At 47.8% G+C, this 17567-nt stretch carries 12 protein-coding genes and 1 CRISPR repeat array (1 of these 13 cut by a window edge); of the genes, 2 read left to right on the top strand and 10 right to left on the bottom strand.

The genetic code is table 11. The features are described 5' to 3' along the window. Positions 1-3596: direct repeats of the CRISPR family, unit length 29 nt; unit sequence CGGTTAATCCCCGTGCCTACGGGGAACAG (it extends 215 nt beyond the left edge of the window). 89 nt (positions 3597-3685) lie between these two features. The 10 genes from cas2e to F5971_RS00285 all read right to left on the bottom strand — a co-directional run bounded on the left by cas2e (position 3686) and on the right by F5971_RS00285 (position 14832). Continuing rightward, entirely contained in the window at positions 3686-3982 is a 297-nt protein-coding gene (gene cas2e, locus F5971_RS00330) for a type I-E CRISPR-associated endoribonuclease Cas2e (RefSeq protein ID WP_193493396.1), read from the bottom strand. Between the two features lie 2 nt (positions 3983-3984). Then, positions 3985-4905 carry a type I-E CRISPR-associated endonuclease Cas1e gene (gene cas1e / locus F5971_RS00325; RefSeq protein WP_193493393.1) on the bottom strand — a complete coding sequence of 307 codons (921 nt, stop codon included), beginning with the start codon at positions 4903-4905 and terminating at the stop codon, positions 3985-3987. A gap of 22 nt (positions 4906-4927) precedes the next feature. Next, complete coding sequence (gene cas6e, locus F5971_RS00320; RefSeq protein ID WP_193493390.1) at positions 4928-5629, bottom strand: type I-E CRISPR-associated protein Cas6/Cse3/CasE; 702 nt, start codon at positions 5627-5629, stop codon at positions 4928-4930. Positions 5630-5633: 4 nt separating this feature from the next. After that, positions 5634-6377, bottom strand: coding sequence for a type I-E CRISPR-associated protein Cas5/CasD (cas5e, locus tag F5971_RS00315; RefSeq protein WP_246187732.1), 744 nt, complete (start codon positions 6375-6377; stop codon positions 5634-5636). Between the two features lie 11 nt (positions 6378-6388). Further along, positions 6389-7423 (bottom strand): type I-E CRISPR-associated protein Cas7/Cse4/CasC, encoded by a 1035-nt coding sequence (gene cas7e / locus F5971_RS00310; protein WP_193493386.1) that lies wholly within the window; start codon positions 7421-7423, stop codon positions 6389-6391. A 26-nt stretch (positions 7424-7449) separates the two neighbouring features. After that, on the bottom strand, positions 7450-8058 hold the full coding sequence (casB, locus tag F5971_RS00305; protein WP_193493384.1) for a type I-E CRISPR-associated protein Cse2/CasB: 609 nt from the start codon (positions 8056-8058) through the stop codon (positions 7450-7452). Between the two features lie 26 nt (positions 8059-8084). Continuing rightward, positions 8085-9674, bottom strand: a complete 1590-nt coding sequence (gene casA / locus F5971_RS00300; RefSeq protein ID WP_193493382.1) for a type I-E CRISPR-associated protein Cse1/CasA — start codon at positions 9672-9674, stop codon at positions 8085-8087. A gap of 133 nt (positions 9675-9807) precedes the next feature. Further along, on the bottom strand, positions 9808-10026 hold the full coding sequence (locus F5971_RS00295; RefSeq protein WP_193493380.1) for a hypothetical protein: 219 nt from the start codon (positions 10024-10026) through the stop codon (positions 9808-9810). Between the two features lie 409 nt (positions 10027-10435). Next, positions 10436-13132, bottom strand: a complete 2697-nt coding sequence (gene cas3 / locus F5971_RS00290; protein ID WP_193493378.1) for a CRISPR-associated helicase Cas3' — start codon at positions 13130-13132, stop codon at positions 10436-10438. Between the two features lie 164 nt (positions 13133-13296). Then, entirely contained in the window at positions 13297-14832 is a 1536-nt protein-coding gene (locus F5971_RS00285; RefSeq protein WP_193493376.1) for a GGDEF domain-containing protein, read from the bottom strand. A 369-nt stretch (positions 14833-15201) separates the two neighbouring features. Between F5971_RS00285 and F5971_RS00280 the strand changes: the two genes are divergently transcribed. Both F5971_RS00280 and hisI read left to right on the top strand, forming a co-directional pair. After that, positions 15202-17013, top strand: a complete 1812-nt coding sequence (locus F5971_RS00280) for an ATP-binding protein (protein WP_193493374.1) — start codon at positions 15202-15204, stop codon at positions 17011-17013. A gap of 129 nt (positions 17014-17142) precedes the next feature. After that, positions 17143-17559: a phosphoribosyl-AMP cyclohydrolase gene (gene hisI / locus F5971_RS00275; RefSeq protein ID WP_193493372.1), complete on the top strand. Its 417-nt coding sequence runs from the start codon at positions 17143-17145 to the stop codon at positions 17557-17559. Positions 17560-17567 lie beyond the last annotated feature (8 nt).

The raw sequence follows: 17567 nt of genomic DNA, 5'->3' as shown, positions 1-17567 counted from the left end.
TCGGCTATGTCTGGCGATCTACCTAGACGCGGTTAATCCCCGTGCCTACGGGGAACAGTCCAACACCTGGCGGGGCTGAATCCATAACAGCGGTTAATCCCCGTGCCTACGGGGAACAGAATATTTAATATTTATTTTTATTTTTAGGGAACGGTTAATCCCCGTGCCTACGGGGAACAGACTCATGGATCGCCTCTCTTATGAACTCATTTCGGTTAATCCCCGTGCCTACGGGGAACAGATGATACAGCGGAGTGCTTAGATAAAGTGCAACGGTTAATCCCCGTGCCTACGGGGAACAGTTGCAATCTCGGGGGTCAGCGGTTCGAGTCCGCGGTTAATCCCCGTGCCTACGGGGAACAGATCATGGATATGGAAACGGGTGAGATTCATGACGGTTAATCCCCGTGCCTACGGGGAACAGGATTATAGCGTTGCAACTCTTCGTTGTGCGCTCGGTTAATCCCCGTGCCTACGGGGAACAGATTATTACATTCCCATCTACAGTACAGTTTGTCGGTTAATCCCCGTGCCTACGGGGAACAGTATACGAAGACCTAATTGAGTTTATTAGATGGCGGTTAATCCCCGTGCCTACGGGGAACAGCAAATCAAATATTATGCAATGAGGAATTGGAGCGGTTAATCCCCGTGCCTACGGGGAACAGTATCTCGTTGGTTGATTCTGAACTGGTAACTCCGGTTAATCCCCGTGCCTACGGGGAACAGTGGATAGCGCAGGAGGCGATAGCCTCCTTTAACGGTTAATCCCCGTGCCTACGGGGAACAGAATACCGGCCAAGTCTTGCACCGCTAATGTCACGGTTAATCCCCGTGCCTACGGGGAACAGCGCTCACGATTGGTCGCCTTCGCGTTTTTTAGCGGTTAATCCCCGTGCCTACGGGGAACAGCGACTATTTGAAAAAAATCTATGATATGCAAGCGGTTAATCCCCGTGCCTACGGGGAACAGGTCCGTCAAATACCGCTAGGCATTGATCCAGGCGGTTAATCCCCGTGCCTACGGGGAACAGGGTATCTAGATCGGCAAAGAGAAGGGGTGTTGCGGTTAATCCCCGTGCCTACGGGGAACAGTCTGCCTTTCTTAAGGCAAGAAAAGGAAAGCGCGGTTAATCCCCGTGCCTACGGGGAACAGCGTTAATCGCTCGCAGAGTGTCGGCCAGGGGTCGGTTAATCCCCGTGCCTACGGGGAACAGGTTCGCTCCCATTCTGCACGCTGCAGGGCTGCCGGTTAATCCCCGTGCCTACGGGGAACAGGGAGGTTTCTCACCAGAAGCCTTTGGAATTGCCGGTTAATCCCCGTGCCTACGGGGAACAGAAGTCAGGTATGTGCTCATAAGTTTCAATGTACGGTTAATCCCCGTGCCTACGGGGAACAGTGAATGCGCGCGCGCAGCGTTGACAGAACCTGCGGTTAATCCCCGTGCCTACGGGGAACAGCGATGGTGCAATTACTGATTGCTCATATGTCCCGGTTAATCCCCGTGCCTACGGGGAACAGTACTAGTTGGTTTGGGCTGGGTTTTTGACGAACGGTTAATCCCCGTGCCTACGGGGAACAGAGTCAGGGCCATATATGAATATTTTGAATCGCCGGTTAATCCCCGTGCCTACGGGGAACAGCCGAGCAAAACGCTGGGGTTTATAATCAAGGTCGGTTAATCCCCGTGCCTACGGGGAACAGGTGTGATCAAACTGTTTGGCGTTATGATAAGTCGGTTAATCCCCGTGCCTACGGGGAACAGTCCGAACGTCCTGCTGCTGCAGTAAAATATCGCGGTTAATCCCCGTGCCTACGGGGAACAGTTTCGGTTATTGAACATTTACAATTAGAAGAAAGGTTAATCCCCGTGCCTACGGGGAACAGCCGTCAAAGTCACGCATCACTACATACCGATCCGGTTAATCCCCGTGCCTACGGGGAACAGAAACAAAGAGCTGTACCAGGTATTGAGTCAGGCGGTTAATCCCCGTGCCTACGGGGAACAGGTCCGGGCTGCGTGGAATGGAGCGTTCTTCACCGGTTAATCCCCGTGCCTACGGGGAACAGACGGTGCGGATGGCTGTGTACCGTTGTTTGTGCGGTTAATCCCCGTGCCTACGGGGAACAGCAGAAAGCCAGTGTCTACTGGCATTTTACCGCCGGTTAATCCCCGTGCCTACGGGGAACAGAATACCCGCATCATACTCGCCAAAAATAACGGCGGTTAATCCCCGTGCCTACGGGGAACAGTCGACGCTGAAATAATCTGCCATCTAATAACGCGGTTAATCCCCGTGCCTACGGGGAACAGATTGGAGAACGTATCCGACAACGCATGTCGGACGGTTAATCCCCGTGCCTACGGGGAACAGGAGCCTATGCACAAAAGCGTCTCCGATGTCTGCGGTTAATCCCCGTGCCTACGGGGAACAGCACCATGTCGTAATAGACGGCTAGCTGCTCCTCGGTTAATCCCCGTGCCTACGGGGAACAGTCCCCGATCACATGGTCGATCTGTGTGCGCGGCGGTTAATCCCCGTGCCTACGGGGAACAGTGTCTCTCGCCGACTCCGTGTTAGAACTGGCCCGGTTAATCCCCGTGCCTACGGGGAACAGTAGTGCAACCATTTTTTCAATAATTTACTAGACGGTTAATCCCCGTGCCTACGGGGAACAGAAGAGCCATCCCATTGATTTCAAAGTCTTCAACGGTTAATCCCCGTGCCTACGGGGAACAGAAACGGAACCCTGTTCACGTCCAGTTCAAGACCGGTTAATCCCCGTGCCTACGGGGAACAGTGATACTCGCAAACTGAAATTTGTTCCGATTCCGGTTAATCCCCGTGCCTACGGGGAACAGTGTTTCTCAAGCTGATTTGAATTGCTCCGGTACGGTTAATCCCCGTGCCTACGGGGAACAGTTGGCAACGTATCCTGAATTGATACCCATGCACGGTTAATCCCCGTGCCTACGGGGAACAGTGGGGCTGTCAACTCAACTTGCAGCGGCAGAGCGGTTAATCCCCGTGCCTACGGGGAACAGCTTCTCTCTTAGCTCCATTTGACGGAGCACAACGGTTAATCCCCGTGCCTACGGGGAACAGCATTCAAGCGGCATATAGCAGAGCTGAAGGCGCGGTTAATCCCCGTGCCTACGGGGAACAGTTTCAAACATAGAAAGGAAAAAAGCGAGTTGACGGTTAATCCCCGTGCCTACGGGGAACAGTGATCTCTGTGTTAGATCTTGTTGCCGAAACGCGGTTAATCCCCGTGCCTACGGGGAACAGTATCTACGTGGTGATGATGTGCCAACATAAACCGGTTAATCCCCGTGCCTACGGGGAACAGTCTTGCATTGGTTGTTCTGGCACTTCTTCTACCGGTTAATCCCCGTGCCTACGGGGAACAGCTGTTATTTGCGACAGGCTACGGCATCGGTTTCGGTTAATCCCCGTGCCTACGGGGAACAGATACCTATACCTTTTTTTGGAAAGTTATTTCGCGGTTAATCCCCGTGCCTACGGGGAACAGATGGTCACGTAATAGCTTGGGTGAAAGCTCAACGGTTAATCCCCGTGCCTACGGGGAACAGACTAAAAGTATATAGTTGATTTAATGAAGAAAAAAGCATATGCATTTTTCTACCAAATATTCCATATTGTTAAAGAGCGTTATTAGGCTCTAATTTTCATTTTGCAATGGTAAGAATGTGACCAGCCTTAAACCATCAAAATCAATTGGTTCTCGTCGGCTCTGACCATAGGTTACAAAGTCAAATCCAGACTCTGTATTAGTTGCCCAAGCCATCACCACATTACCGTCTTCTGCCATAACAGATACCTGCTCCCAGAGCATTTCTCTGATTCGTTTACTCACATCGCCGACATAGACACCCGCCCTGATTTCCAGCAGCCATATCGCTAAACGACCTCTCAATCTAGGTGGCACCGCTTCGGTCACAATCATGCACATACTCATATTCAACCACTCCTATGTCCCGCATCACCGATTGAAAGTGGCTCAGGTAACGCTGGTGGTTGCGCATCTGAATAAGGCTCAGGTGGTGTGATCTCACCTGCTGCCAAAACCTCTTCAATCAAAGGTATGAGTCGCTTTAGTGTTTTATCGGTACGGAAAATTTCCCGGCAGGCAATTCGTATTTCCCTCTCAGGGGTAACTGGTGATTTAGCTGCAATACGAAAGGCAAGCGGTATGACTGTGTCGAATTTAATGATATCGGCGATATCGTATACAAAACTAAGAGGCTTTCCTGTATGGACAAAGCCGATTGCAGGGGCATACCCCGCCGCTAAAACAGCTGCCTCGGTAATTCCATATAAACAGGCTGTTGCGGCACTGATGCACTGATTAATCGTATCTCCAGCATCCCAGTTTTTAGGATCATAGTTACGACCACTCCAACGCACACCATACTGCTGAGCAAGCTTCTGATAAGTTTGACGAACCCTAGCCCCTTCAAGACCGCGGAGTTGATCAACGCTGCGTCGTTTGGGTGCTTCCTCACCAAAACGCAGTTCAAACATTTTCCTTACAACTTTAAGGCGAAGTTGCTCATCAAGGGCTAATTTTGCCTGATATAGCAACTTGTCAGATCGTGCACCACCGGGCTGGCCAGCCGAGTAAAAACGAACGCCGCCATCACCAACCCAAGTGATCAAGGTGCCTACTTCAGCCGCCAGCTTCATTGCGGCATGAGAAATACGAGTACCCGGCTCCAACATGAGACAGGCCAGTGAGCCGACCGGGATATGCATCCGTTCACCCTTCACTTCATCAATCACCACAAAGGCGCCATCTTTTACATCAATACGCCCCATTCCAATGAAAATCATTGAATTGCGATCTTTCAGTGGTATAGGCTTCAAGGGGATAAATGACATTCCCTAGCCCTCCCTAAATTAGCTAAACTCTACGGATTAACATCAACCCACATCCAAATGACTTGGCCCGTCCAATACCTACTGCCAGTTGCGACAGAAATGTGCCTGGCTCTTTGACTATCAAGATTCCTTCATAGTCCACACTAGAATAACTGATGGGTTGACGTCCGGTTTTCTTGTGAGTACGCTGCTGGCTGTATCCACAAACATTAGGTTCAACATCAAAGTCGATGCCTAAACGCTCCAGCCTAGCGGGAGCTGTAAGCCAATCAATGGCAGCACGTTCCATTCTCTGCTGAATGACCTCAGGATTAGTCTCTCCCTCAATTTTGGCCTGAGTTTTAGCATGCATCAGCACATCATGACGCCCTCCCCTTTTCTGGTCTGGATTTTGCGACTTCAGTGCGATTGTTGGGTTTGCTCTCAAACGAAAGGCAAGACGATCTCCCGAGCAGAGCTGAGGTTTAAATAGCTTTGTCTCAATCTGGAACAGCTGTTCCTGGCAGATCGGTTCTACCTCTGAAAGCACTAAAAACTCAGGCAGACCTTTGGGGCCATTGAACCCTTTGCTTTGCTCTTCCCGAAACAAAAAATTACGCTCATTCTGCTCTGTAAATAGCCGCCATAGGAGTTGATGGCTGGCATAGCTACCCTGTTGCTGAATCTTCAGTAATGCAGCTCTGGCAGATGAGGTGGGTAAAAAACGAATTCTGGACAGATACATTCACTCACTCCTTGTTAATGGTGATTTGATGCTCATCACGACTACTGAACTGCCACTTCATGCGGTTACCCGGTTCATCCCAGCGTTGCAGGGTTCGAACCACCGAGTTTGAAGATGGGTGTATCTGCTGCTTATCTCCTTGCCAGTAATAATGCTGCTGACGCGGCAGATGCAACCAGCTTTGGTCCTCTTGCGGTGATTTCAGTAAAGAAGGAAACTCCATGTCCAGAGCATTTTTCAAAGAATCCGTTTCGATCAATTGTGGCATCAAGGGCGCTGCAAGTGGGCAAGACTTCCGCCCTAGATAAAGCGTAAATTTTGGTTTAACCAAAGCGTTCGCTAACAACTGCAAATCCACGTCATGACCGGGAGCCAATGATATGGCTATCACCCAAACACCATCGCAACGATAATCACGGCTGGAGAGGACCGTATTAAGCTTACTCTCATGCACACTGAGTTCACTTTTCCGGTGCCGGTGTTGTATTTTCTTATCCTGAGAGGGTACTTGAGCCGTATGATAGTCCCTCATCAACACACCCGAACTGAGCTGCTTGACCGCGACGTGTACTGAGTTTGCCAGCGAGGCAAGACGATCCTGCTCGTCTCGCTTTATTCCCATCGCTGCAGCCAGTAGACCCAGAACAGCAGAGCGCCCTGGGTATTGGGCCGTTGGTCTATCACCGCCAACAGCCGCTTCGCCCCAACTGGCCATAGGTCCATAGAGTCTGAATACAAGATATTGCATCACTTAACTCCTTAGTCGGTGATAAATGCCTGTAGCGCCTGAAAGCTTCCCTCTCCTGTCATTGCATTCATGCTGCAGCGATGATCAGAGCAGGCACCATAGACCTGATCAAAATTATTCAACTGTGTTTCCAGTCTCTGAATTGCATCAACAGCCTGATCATCACCTCTTACAGGCTTCAGAAAAGCTACGGATAATGAGCGGGGTTGCTGACTACCTTTTTCCGCCAGTACATAACTAGCATAGGCACGGGTTGCAAAAGAATTTTGCTTTCCTTTGGGCGGCACTTTGACAGCAGCTTCGACAAGCGCGGCTATTGCCTTATTGGCCAGCTCCGCATCACCATCCAGATTTTCGATTAACAGTTCTTTATCAATACAGATATAGCTATAAAAAAGTGCCGCGGCGAAACCCGACTCACCAATATGGGATGCCCCCCTGTCCTCCATGCCATCATTCAGGTCATCTACAGCGGTGAAGTAATCATCTTCGACCGTAACTCCATGCACGCTGATCGCATGTGCAACCTGACAAGCCGCTTCAATATTAAACTCTGGACTGGACGCCAGCATACGACCGAATAACGCAATATCCACAGCTTTGGTGCGGCTCGTCAGTAAACTGAGCTCTTTCTCATCAGGTGCTCTGTCCTCTGCAATCAGTAGATCCAGCAACTGATAAGCTGCCTTTTGCTCATCAGGGCTGATATGCGACAGCTGTTCAATTTCTAACGAATCTTTTTTCAATTTCCCAAATTGCTTTGCGATTGCTTCACACCATTGTTTAGCTTTTTTCTCATTCACATCTTTTTTGAGCAGGTAATCATACAACTCCAAACCAAAACGCTTGGTTCTGATACCAATATGCCCTGCCATGGATGACTCAAACAGGTCAGAACAACGCCAGTTACGCTTTAAACTCTGTGAACTGATACGCAGACGCTCGGCACCGCCCATTCGCGCAGTTTTTGGGCGCCCCAAATCATCCCGATTCAGGTTTGATGGTGGGAAAGAGGTCAGAAGGTGAAGCTGAATAAATTTACTCATGATATTTTCCTTAATAGATCAGTAGTTCAATCTGCTGTTGATTGTGAGACTTTGCGGGACTGAGCCCCAAAGTAATCTAGCGCCCAGCGCACAGCGACACGTTTATCTGCTCGACGTGTCGTCACGTGACCATAGTGCTCATCAAACCAGTCCAGAATATCGCTGGCCAATTCACGAGGGTTGGCGACTCCCTTAAGCTGCTTAACCAATCGGTGTAGTCGCCGAAAAAAAACATCGGGGTCTTTTGCGGCTTGAAGTTGTTGCAACCTGAGTTCACTGACAACCGGCTTATCTGTTTTGGTGTCGATGCTGCCAAGGCTTGCAGCGAAACGCTTTGTATCAGACTTGGTGATATGAGACAGGACGGCTGCGATAGTGGCATAGGCCTGGATGTTGTATTGTTTTTCCTGACTAATCTCTTCCGGCAGGTGCAGCCACAAATCGCGAAACGCTTCGGTCAACATAGCCGCATCGGCATTCTCACAGCGTCGCAGTTCTGCACGATAACGTGTCGGCGCTTTATGCAGATTTTTTGCTTTGAGCTCTTCTTGAGAAAGCGCCATCTGCATCCACCAGCGTTCCACAACTGATAGCGCTTTTTCCCGACGCTCCTTTTTTTCAGTAGTGCTACTCATATTCAAGCCTCCTGCACTGCTTGAGTTTAAAAATTTGTCTCTATCTTATACTGCTGCCTGTACGCAACAAGCGGTTTGCCTTTGATAAACCATCCGGTCAACGCACGTCTTGCCTTAATAAAACGAGGCATATGTTTATGATCATCGGCAGCGGACAACACCAACTCATCAAACAGATCAAGCGCTGTACCACGCAAGGCTAGCAACCAGCGTTGTGCCTGTTCTGGTGTTAAGGGGATATCGGAGTCTTCTGCGGTTAGCAGCACGCTAACAGTCTCGAAGAAAGCACTTTCAGTACGTTGCCAGAATTGCAGATCAATAAAGCTGAAGTCACCCTTCGCATCGCCCGGCTTTTCAAACCAAGCACTCTTTATCTCTGTCCGACACATCCAAAGAGACTCTGAGGCTAGCTGCTGGGCTGTTTTAATATGCTTGAGTAATTGATCTCGCTTACGCTGGAGCAGAACAAATAAAGGCAATTCGGTAGAGTACCAACCACGTGCTTTCATATTGTCCATGTCATAACCGAAGGACCATAGACGCTGATACTGTGGTCCCTGTATCAAGTCATACCGTCCGTCTCCATATGCGGATACAACTCTGGCCGGGATACTACCTTCAACCGGATCCAAAAAGCTCAGGCTGTGCCATTGTTTATAGGTGATCCCACCAGGCTGACCTTTGGTAGAAAGATTATCCTCATCGGGTTTTTTAGGATTTTTTCGATAGTGAGTCAAAGGATGCCACCACTCACCGCTATAGTTGTAACCATAGTTCTGCGTGCGATACTCACGCACAAACACATCACAGGGCAAACCACTTAAATCACAGGTTGCCTGTCCTTGTTCGACAACCAAGCGAATACGCCGAGGCATGGCCCAGTACATATGCAGCGGATGTACATCCTTAGCATAGACTTCTGTTCCATTTCCCTTACTTTGACGCGTTGGTGCTAACCAGGGAAACACGGTCGCACTATGTAAATCAGGGTCGTCATAGGTAAACAACTCACGACTCAGAACATTCAGCCAGAGTTTTTGCCACAAACTGGCAGATGCTTCATTTGGCAAAACCAGAGTGGTTAGTGGACCTCCACCCCTGAGGCCGGTACGGTGCCCCTGCCCGCCTGAGGGGGCATTAATCTGAAGAGTGAATAAGGCAATGGCCGCCATCGGCAATGAAGCCGTATCGCAGAGACCACGTTTGATAAAGTGATCAGTGTTATGCTTGAGCGTATTTCCACCGGGTGCTTCAATCAGTAGCCCTGAGAATGGAGAAGCTTCCACCTCGGCTAAAAGGTCGAAATCCTGCATAAACAATGGAGCATCTGACGCATCAGTGAACATATTGAAAGCATGACGAGCCTTCTCAAGCTGCGAGAGAAGTTCTTCAGAAGTCGGAGGCTGATCATAATAATCAGCCCAAGCGTCCTCGTCTTCTGGCGCCAGCAGGGTTTGCAAAACACCAATAGCAAACTGATACGCAGCTCCTTGAAAATCTGCACGAGGAAAATCAAAGTCGAGAATATCGGCATCTTTCAACTTATCGAAAGAAACGATGTGACGGCTCCCATCGCTATAGCGAACGGGCAGCCAAGCGTCGAAAAGTAGATTCATCTGTCCTCCTGTACAGAAGAACTGGCGGGAATTTTTCCCCGCCAGTTGGTTTATTTAGACTTAGGAACCTTAATAGGCCAAGCCTTAAGACCGAACTGTCTGGCATTCCAGAGGTTTGCCAGACATTATGATGCTAACTGGTGTGACATGGGTTGGCACAGAAGTAACAACCATTTACTCGCTGACCGGGCAACCTACGTTTTGCTTCAGCAACCGCAGAGTGGCAGGACGCGTGATACCCAAGATCGATTTGATTCTCAAGATTAGGCATAAAAGAGCAGCCAGTGGTTGTGTTATGCACTTCATGATCACCGTTAGCCTGGGCATTACGGTTAACAATATATCGATTCATTGTAATTTCCTCATATAATTCAGGATTTACTGATGCTGGTTCAAGAACAATGAGGACTTTAACTTACTTAAGTTGCAAGCCATGGCTGAGCCAAGTAACATCAACGTTGCTACGCGTGGGCGTACTTGGGGTGAAGCTGCCTCATTTACGCTCCACCATAAAGCCACAACAACATCATATGGTTATTTATTAACCAAGTCAAAAAATAATAAGTAATGGTCTCCTAGACCTGTATTTTATATTAGGATTCATTTAGTAGATCTCTATTGAACTACTAATAAGCACAGTTGCCGGTAAGACACTTCATCACTATGCTAGACCTTGTTCTTCGCCTTCTAGCGGAGATCAACCCTAATGATCTCCAAGATCCGTTAGTAGAAACGACCGTTCCCCGCACCCGCGGGGACTTTTACGCAAATCCAATATCAGCTCTATAGGTATACTGAGGATCCTCTTCAGCCAACCACAAACGATAGTATTTAGACTGCCGATAGCGCAGTCTAAATGCTTCAGCAGACTCAGGGTCCACAGCTTCTAGCAACTGCAACTTATCAGCATGATGCTTCGGCAATTTAAGAACGCTCATGGCCAGCGGGTGCGGATTACCTTCAGCCCAGAACACCACGTCACCGCCTGCACCTCGCTTGAGCACTAACACCTGGACTGTTTCAATATCACTGAAGCGAGTGCTAATTTCCGTATCATCATCAAACCATTGTGCTGTACTCGACGCACCATAACCCTGTCCCCAGTCAATTAACTGCTGTGACGCTTTATTGGTTTTACGATTGATATCGCCTTGATGTAAGTCTTCTAACTGCTGGAGAGCCGTTGGAATATTATCGTAAGCCTCTTCACCATAGACCGCCTCAATCAACACTCTCGCCTCACCCGGCATACGGATAGCACCAGCTTCACGTAGCGCCCGCATACCCAACCAAAGCCTACCCGGCGATCGATAGACAGCCTGAGTATTCCGAAACCCACTTTTTAGCCAATTCTCACTCGGCTCTTCTGACCATTCGGGTGCGTGAACATACAGCACAGGAGCATCACGCTGATCAATAATGTTCGACTGATATTGACCATCGCGCGTTCGTGTATGACGATGCAGACGCCCTGCACGCTGAATCAAATCATCTATCGGGCAGATATCAGACAGCATCACATCAGCATCGGCATCCAAAGATTCCTGGAAGACCTGCGTAGCAACCACAACCCTGCCTCGACGCTGGACTGGACTGGATTCTTTGCCAAGACAGTCCAGCACCTCAGTTTCAATACGCTGCCGATCAAGCAAGGTAAAACGACTGTGAAAAAGCAAGCAACGCTCTGGCTCAGGTACAACCGCCAAGACTTGCTGGTAAGCTTCAAGAGCATCTGCGACAGAGTTACAAATCCACACTACGCATTGATCAGACGCCAGGGCTTTCTGGATAACACCCAAACAATCTGCGGCAGACGATAAAAACTGAACCTCAAGCGACCTGCTCACCTCAGGGCGAGAAGCAACCACTTGCTGTTTTAACCCACTCATACTGACTTGCGTTGCCAGAGGAAAACCTGTTTCGTACTCCGCCTCATCCTGCTCACAACCCAAGGTTTGCAACCAACGATTAGATAACCGCTGACGCTGACGAACGGGCAAGGTTGCTGTCAGTAGAATTGCACACCCCCCCTGGCGTACATGCAGCGCGAGAAGGTCATACAAAAGCTCCAACATGAACTCATCCGCTGCATGTACCTCATCAAAAATCAGGACCTTTCTGTGCAAACCGATCATTCGCAGAGCCTGATGGCGACGCGGCAAAACAGCCAGTAGTGCCTGATCGACAGTTCCAACACCCACAGACGCCAATAAGGCTTTCTTGCGAGAATCTGCAAACCATTGGTTGCACGAGGCTGTAGCGGTTTGTTCAGCTAACTGGTAATTGATGTCATCTCGAGTATCCACCATCACCAGTTCACGAAATTGCTGATGCATATCTCGCGCTCCATGTGCAAGTACAATACTGGGCCGACCTTGTTGAAACATGCCTAAATAGAGATGACTGACTCGCTCAAACATGGCATTAGACGTCGCCATGGATGGCAAACCAAAGTAAAAGCCGTCGGCCAATCCTGCTGCCATAAGGCGGTGAGTCAAACAGAGTGCTGCTTCGGTTTTACCTGCACCAGTTACATCCTCAAGGATAAACAACTGTGGTCCTGATTCGATCTCCACACTAGCAGACCAGTGCTGCAAAGGCGTAGGCGAGTAGTTAAAGTGCTGCTCAAAGCTTGAAAATGGCTGCACGGCATAGGCATTAAAAAGATCTGTCTGCTGCGCAGCTGTTTGTGCTTTTTGAAGGGCTTCAGACCAATACGACGCGAGTGCTTTTTTTTCAGCGCAATAGGGGAAATAGCTGGTATTAGAGCCAAGCCAGTCGCATAGCACGGCAAGCCCGGCCAAATGCCAACTCACCTGCCTCAGCCGTGAAAGCGTTTCTTTTTCAAATAACTGAGGTGGCCAACTTAACTCAACAAGCTGACTGGCATCCTGAATAAAGGAAACAGCATCTGAAATATTTGCATCAACACAATAGTCTTCAAGGTCAATGAATGGACCATGCAAAATTGGCTTGCCATGGTGTCCCCAACTGCAATCTAGCAAGACCTCTAGGGTTCTATTCAAGGTTCGGCCAGGAAGGTCTCTATTGATAAAGTGGTTAAGACTAAATAGCTCTTTATCAGAAGCTATTTTCCAAATCCCCCATCCCAACCGATCATGGCGTGCCAACTTACCGTCATACGGCCTTGCCGACGTCTGAGGAGGAAGATTCAGTTTCTCGAGGGGATAAAGATTTTGAAATGCAGCTGAAAATTTGCCAAGGTCGTGCAACAAAAGAGCAAAAGTAAAAAGTGATCTCAGCTCACTGGGAGTAATACCCAGAAAACCCGCCAAATCCTGGCACAAACTCGATTGCTCGCTCAGCAGGTGCCAACCAACAGCTGCCACGTCAAGACTGTGGTAGACAAGCAAATGAAAATCATCGAAGCCTGATTTTTCAGCTTCCTTACTGATTTTACCCCAATAGTCATAATACCTTGGATACTCTGCTTTCATTATCAATCACTGCCTCCGTGTCTAAAAAGCAACGCTCTATCCTTGATAAACGAATCTCCAGCCTGAAGCAATAGATAAAAGTTAAATGACTGTCCTCACACCAGCTGCTAACCTAACACCAAACCCACTGTGCACAAGCGAGTACACCTTAAGACCCCAACCCACTACTTAACAACAGTCCGGTTACGTCCGGCCTGTTTGGCGCTGTACATCGCCTTGTCTGCACGATCAAACATACTGTTAACCGTATCACCGGCTTTAACCTGAGTTATACCAAGCGACATGGTGATTTTGACGGGTGTACTCTGAAAGTTAAACGGGCTTGTTTCAATAGTCTGACGCACTTTTTCAGCGGCAATCATGGCTTCATTGGCATCGGTTGAGGGCATGAGTATGACAAACTCTTCACCACCAAAGCGAGAAATAAAATCGACATCTCGCAGTTGTTTTTTAAGGACACGTGCCATCAAAAGGAGCACTTTATCACCGGCTAAATGACCATAGGTATCATTCACGCGTTTAAAGTAGTCGATATCGCCGACACAAAGAGAAAATACGGTTCCATACCGATTAAAACGAACCAGTTCTTCATTGAACCGCTGATCATACGCTAAACGGTTTGGCAGACCTGTTAATGGATCTGTTCGAGACTTCACATGTGCATTTTCAGCCGTTTGCCTCAGCTGATCACTCTGCCGTTCCATTGAATCCAAGCGCTCCATCAATGCCTTTTTTTCAGACCTTAACAGTTCTATTCTTTTTTGCTCGGACGCCTTGTGGTGATTCATGGCTTTAATAATACTGACGAGTTGCACGTTCACCGCTGTCTTAAGTTCATTAATGTCCTGACTTTTTTGGACATTATGATGAATCATTCGGACGTCAGATCTAACCGTCTGATCCAGAAGGTTGTTTCGACGCAACTGCTGATGTTCAGCTTCTTCCTGCGTATCAAAAAACTGTCGTAAAAAAGCCAACTGCTCATTCAAACCCGATAAATAAGCTTGAATATCTGAGTCCGTACCGCTGCCACTTAAACGTGCAAGCTCAGTGGCTTCTTTCAGGCAGTCATCCAGATCATCCGTCGAATGACTCTGCTCAAGGCGCTGGATCAGGGCTGTGGCTCTGGGTATCGATTCCGCTGGAACAATCAAACGCTGAACCAACTCCAACAGGCTGCTGGCCAATCGAGCGTTGGCCATATCGCTATGATCCGCCAGGTCGTCTTGTTCAGCCTCACTTTCATCATTCTGTATACGGGTTTGAACATCCAACAACATTGAGATCATATCGGGCAATGCATGAATATTCTCAGCATGCTCACGCATTTGCTCTTCTAGATTTTCAAATGATGCCAGATGCCGCTTGTGTTTATCCTTGGCCTGAACCTCTTTGCTCCAAAAACGCAGCTGCTTCATGATCTTCTGCGATGTTTGCAAACGAAGACCATCTAACCCCCGTATTTGCTTCTCTATTTGCTTAAGATACTTGGGGAGGCGACTCAGATCACCATTATTAAGATCATGTGTAAAACCCGACATCAAGCGATCCAACTGCGGATCTTGGCCGTGTGTTGCTAAACTAAGTTGAAAGGCTAAATCATGCACTTGGCTCAACAAGAGCTGCTGTTTTTTTTCATATCCCTCTAACTCACGCGCTGCATCACGGTATTTATTTCGCCAGTTATCAGTATCGCTCATGTATTTGAACCCGTGTGGAGTATTAGCATCTAAGCTTGCAGACCATCCTTGCCCTCGTACAGATGTATCGGGGGACACGTTTACAACCTCTTTGTCGAGGCTGTTTTAAACCCAACAAGCCACCCATTGCATTAAAAGGAAGGGGCTGCTTGTCGGATCAAATCAATTTTGATTATCGCATTAATGACCTTCGAATAGCCAGTTGACAAATCGTGCTTCAAACATTGCCCCAAGTCATCAACCATCGAACAGTTTATCAATCATTCACTTAAGGGGTCGTGTAAAGTTGTTGAGTTACGCTCTATTAGGCTAAGATGAATTATAGGTTTAATATCTGTGACACAGGGGATTGGGTCCGTTGTTCGATCTATGGAAAACGATGATTTGGATTGGATTCTATTGTTAAATAAAGACTCCATTTTAGAACGCTTTTCGGGTCGTTATCCTCCAGTCTTGGCCCAGCTTCCATCAATTAACGAACACTATCTCCTTGCTCATTCAGAATGGTTTGATGTATCCCTTGCTCAAAACTTGGCAACCTACTTGCCAAACAAACTGTCTAATGAGCCACGTGTGACCTACCTTGATCAGGCTATTTTATACGATTTCCCGTTATTTGATCGATCAGGCGTTTATATTGGCAGAAGCCTATTATTGGGGTATAAAACATCAATCAAATCTCGCATAGATAATGTACGGTCAGCGACACTATTGTTGATAGCGGCCACACTTTTTGTGGTGACCTGTGTTGTCGCTCTGCTTTTATGGATTGTGAATCATCGTATCTTAGTCCCTGTAAAACATATTGTTTCCGTCATTAACGAAACAGTCAATTTAGGGCGTTTTTCACAACAAGTTCGAGTCTACCGTAAAGATGAATTAGGCGTCATGACGCAAAATATTAATAGACTGCTTGCAAATCTTGAACGAGCCCTCGCTGAATCGAACCAAGTCATGGGCCAACTCGTCCTTGGTAACTTTGAACAACGTATCGTGGGTAATTACCAAGGCGATCTTCTCGAAATGAAAAAAGGCATCAATGCTGCCGCCTTAGAATTAAAAAATGCTCACTCAAAAGCACTCCACGCAAGCAAAGCAAAAAGCCAATTTCTAGCGAACATGAGCCACGAAATTCGAACCCCTATCAATGGTGTCATTGGCATGCTGTCTCTTTTAGAAACAACACCCTTAACGACAGAACAGGCTGAACAAGTTCATCTCGCTATGCGCTCAGCCGAGCTGCTGCTCGGTCTCGTCAACGATATTTTAGACTTCTCTAAAATTGAAGCGGGCAAAATGAGTTTAGACATGACACCCGTTGATCTAAACGACTTATTAACGACGATGCGTAGCATCTTTCAACATCTTGCTGAGAATAAAAAACTTGCGTTGATCCAAACAATTGACCCTGCAATTAGTGGATGGGTTAAAGCAGATCCTCTAAGACTCCGACAGGTTCTGAATAACTTAGTGTCAAATGCGATCAAATTTACGGACGTGGGCCAAGTCACTTTGAATGTTCACTTGCTGGATAACCACAGGATTCGATTTGAAGTTAGAGATAGCGGAATTGGCATTTCTGAAGAAGCTCAGGAACGACTGTTTCAAAGTTTTAGCCAAGCAGATAACTCAACCAGTCGCAAATATGGCGGAACGGGACTCGGCTTAATGATTTCTAAAGAGCTCATTACGTTAATGAATGGCACCCTTTGGTTAGAAAGTACTCTTGGACAAGGCTCCTGCTTCTATTTTGAGCTGCCTTATATTCCTTGCGAAGCACCGAACAATCCAACTCAGGCACGTTGCCCGTTTACAAACTATGCGGATAGGAGGGTGTTATTGGTTGAAGACAATACAGTAAACCAAAAGCTAGCGTTAAAGTTATTGGAAAAATTCAATATCGAGGCTGCATTAGCCGAGAATGGTGAGGAAGCTATTCATCTGCTTGAGTCCGAAACCTATGATTTAATTTTAATGGACTGCCAAATGCCCATTATGGATGGCTTTACAGCAACTCGTATCATACGGCAGCGAGATATTCTGACTCCGATTGCAGCTTTGACGGCCAATGCAAGTGAAGACGATCGCAAGGCTTGCCTAGCCTGCGGGATGAACGATTATCTAGCGAAGCCGTATAATGCCGAAAAGCTATCAGAATTACTGCAGAGATGGCTTAAATAGGTGTCTGAACGGAAACCGATCTACTTTCGCATTTTAATTGTTATACTATAACATTTATAGCGATATAATTCACGCAAGGCTCACTGACGTGACAATGGGCAAACTTCAACACAACGACTAGGCAAATCAATGACTATCTGGCAAACGCTAGAAGAGGCAGATCAATCTGACTCTTTTCCGCTTGAAGACATCCTATCGGCGATTCCATGGAATCAAGACGGCCTCATCGCCGCCATTGCGCAAGAACATGACACTAAAGACATGCTCATGCTTGCGTGGATGAACAAAGAGGCACTTATTGAAACCTTAAGCACACGACAAGTCTGTTACTGGTCTCGCTCGCGACAATCCTTATGGCGGAAGGGAGAAACATCTGGCCATGTTCAGCATTTGATAGACGCTAGGTTTGATTGCGACGGTGATGCTCTTTTACTGATCGTGAATCAGCAAGGTGCAGCCTGTCATACGGGCCGTCCCAATTGCTTTTACAACGCCATCCGTGGAGAGCAGATTGTTGTAACCTGCTCAAAGCCAAATAACGTCTAAGCGTGTGT

The organism is Nitrincola alkalisediminis, assembly GCF_009821115.1.
GTDB classification, from domain to species: Bacteria; Pseudomonadota; Gammaproteobacteria; order Pseudomonadales; family Balneatricaceae; genus Nitrincola; species Nitrincola alkalisediminis.
The sequence above is the reverse complement of the archived record's forward strand: the minus strand, read 5'-3'. Positions and strand labels throughout refer to the sequence as shown.

Excerpts from the sequence above, each read along its gene's own strand:
- cas2e (WP_193493396.1), bottom strand. The coding sequence starts at position 3,982 with ATGAGTATGTGCATGATTGTGACCGAAGCGGTGCCACCTAGATTGAGA.
- cas1e (WP_193493393.1), bottom strand. The coding sequence starts at position 4,905 with ATGTCATTTATCCCCTTGAAGCCTATACCACTGAAAGATCGCAATTCA.
- cas6e (WP_193493390.1), bottom strand. The coding sequence starts at position 5,629 with ATGTATCTGTCCAGAATTCGTTTTTTACCCACCTCATCTGCCAGAGCT.
- cas5e (WP_246187732.1), bottom strand. The coding sequence starts at position 6,377 with ATGCAATATCTTGTATTCAGACTCTATGGACCTATGGCCAGTTGGGGC.
- cas7e (WP_193493386.1), bottom strand. The coding sequence starts at position 7,423 with ATGAGTAAATTTATTCAGCTTCACCTTCTGACCTCTTTCCCACCATCA.
- casB (WP_193493384.1), bottom strand. The coding sequence starts at position 8,058 with ATGAGTAGCACTACTGAAAAAAAGGAGCGTCGGGAAAAAGCGCTATCA.
- casA (WP_193493382.1), bottom strand. The coding sequence starts at position 9,674 with ATGAATCTACTTTTCGACGCTTGGCTGCCCGTTCGCTATAGCGATGGG.
- F5971_RS00295 (WP_193493380.1), bottom strand. The coding sequence starts at position 10,026 with ATGAATCGATATATTGTTAACCGTAATGCCCAGGCTAACGGTGATCAT.
- cas3 (WP_193493378.1), bottom strand. The coding sequence starts at position 13,132 with ATGAAAGCAGAGTATCCAAGGTATTATGACTATTGGGGTAAAATCAGT.
- F5971_RS00285 (WP_193493376.1), bottom strand. The coding sequence starts at position 14,832 with ATGAGCGATACTGATAACTGGCGAAATAAATACCGTGATGCAGCGCGT.
- F5971_RS00280 (WP_193493374.1), top strand. The coding sequence starts at position 15,202 with ATGGAAAACGATGATTTGGATTGGATTCTATTGTTAAATAAAGACTCC.
- hisI (WP_193493372.1), top strand. The coding sequence starts at position 17,143 with ATGACTATCTGGCAAACGCTAGAAGAGGCAGATCAATCTGACTCTTTT.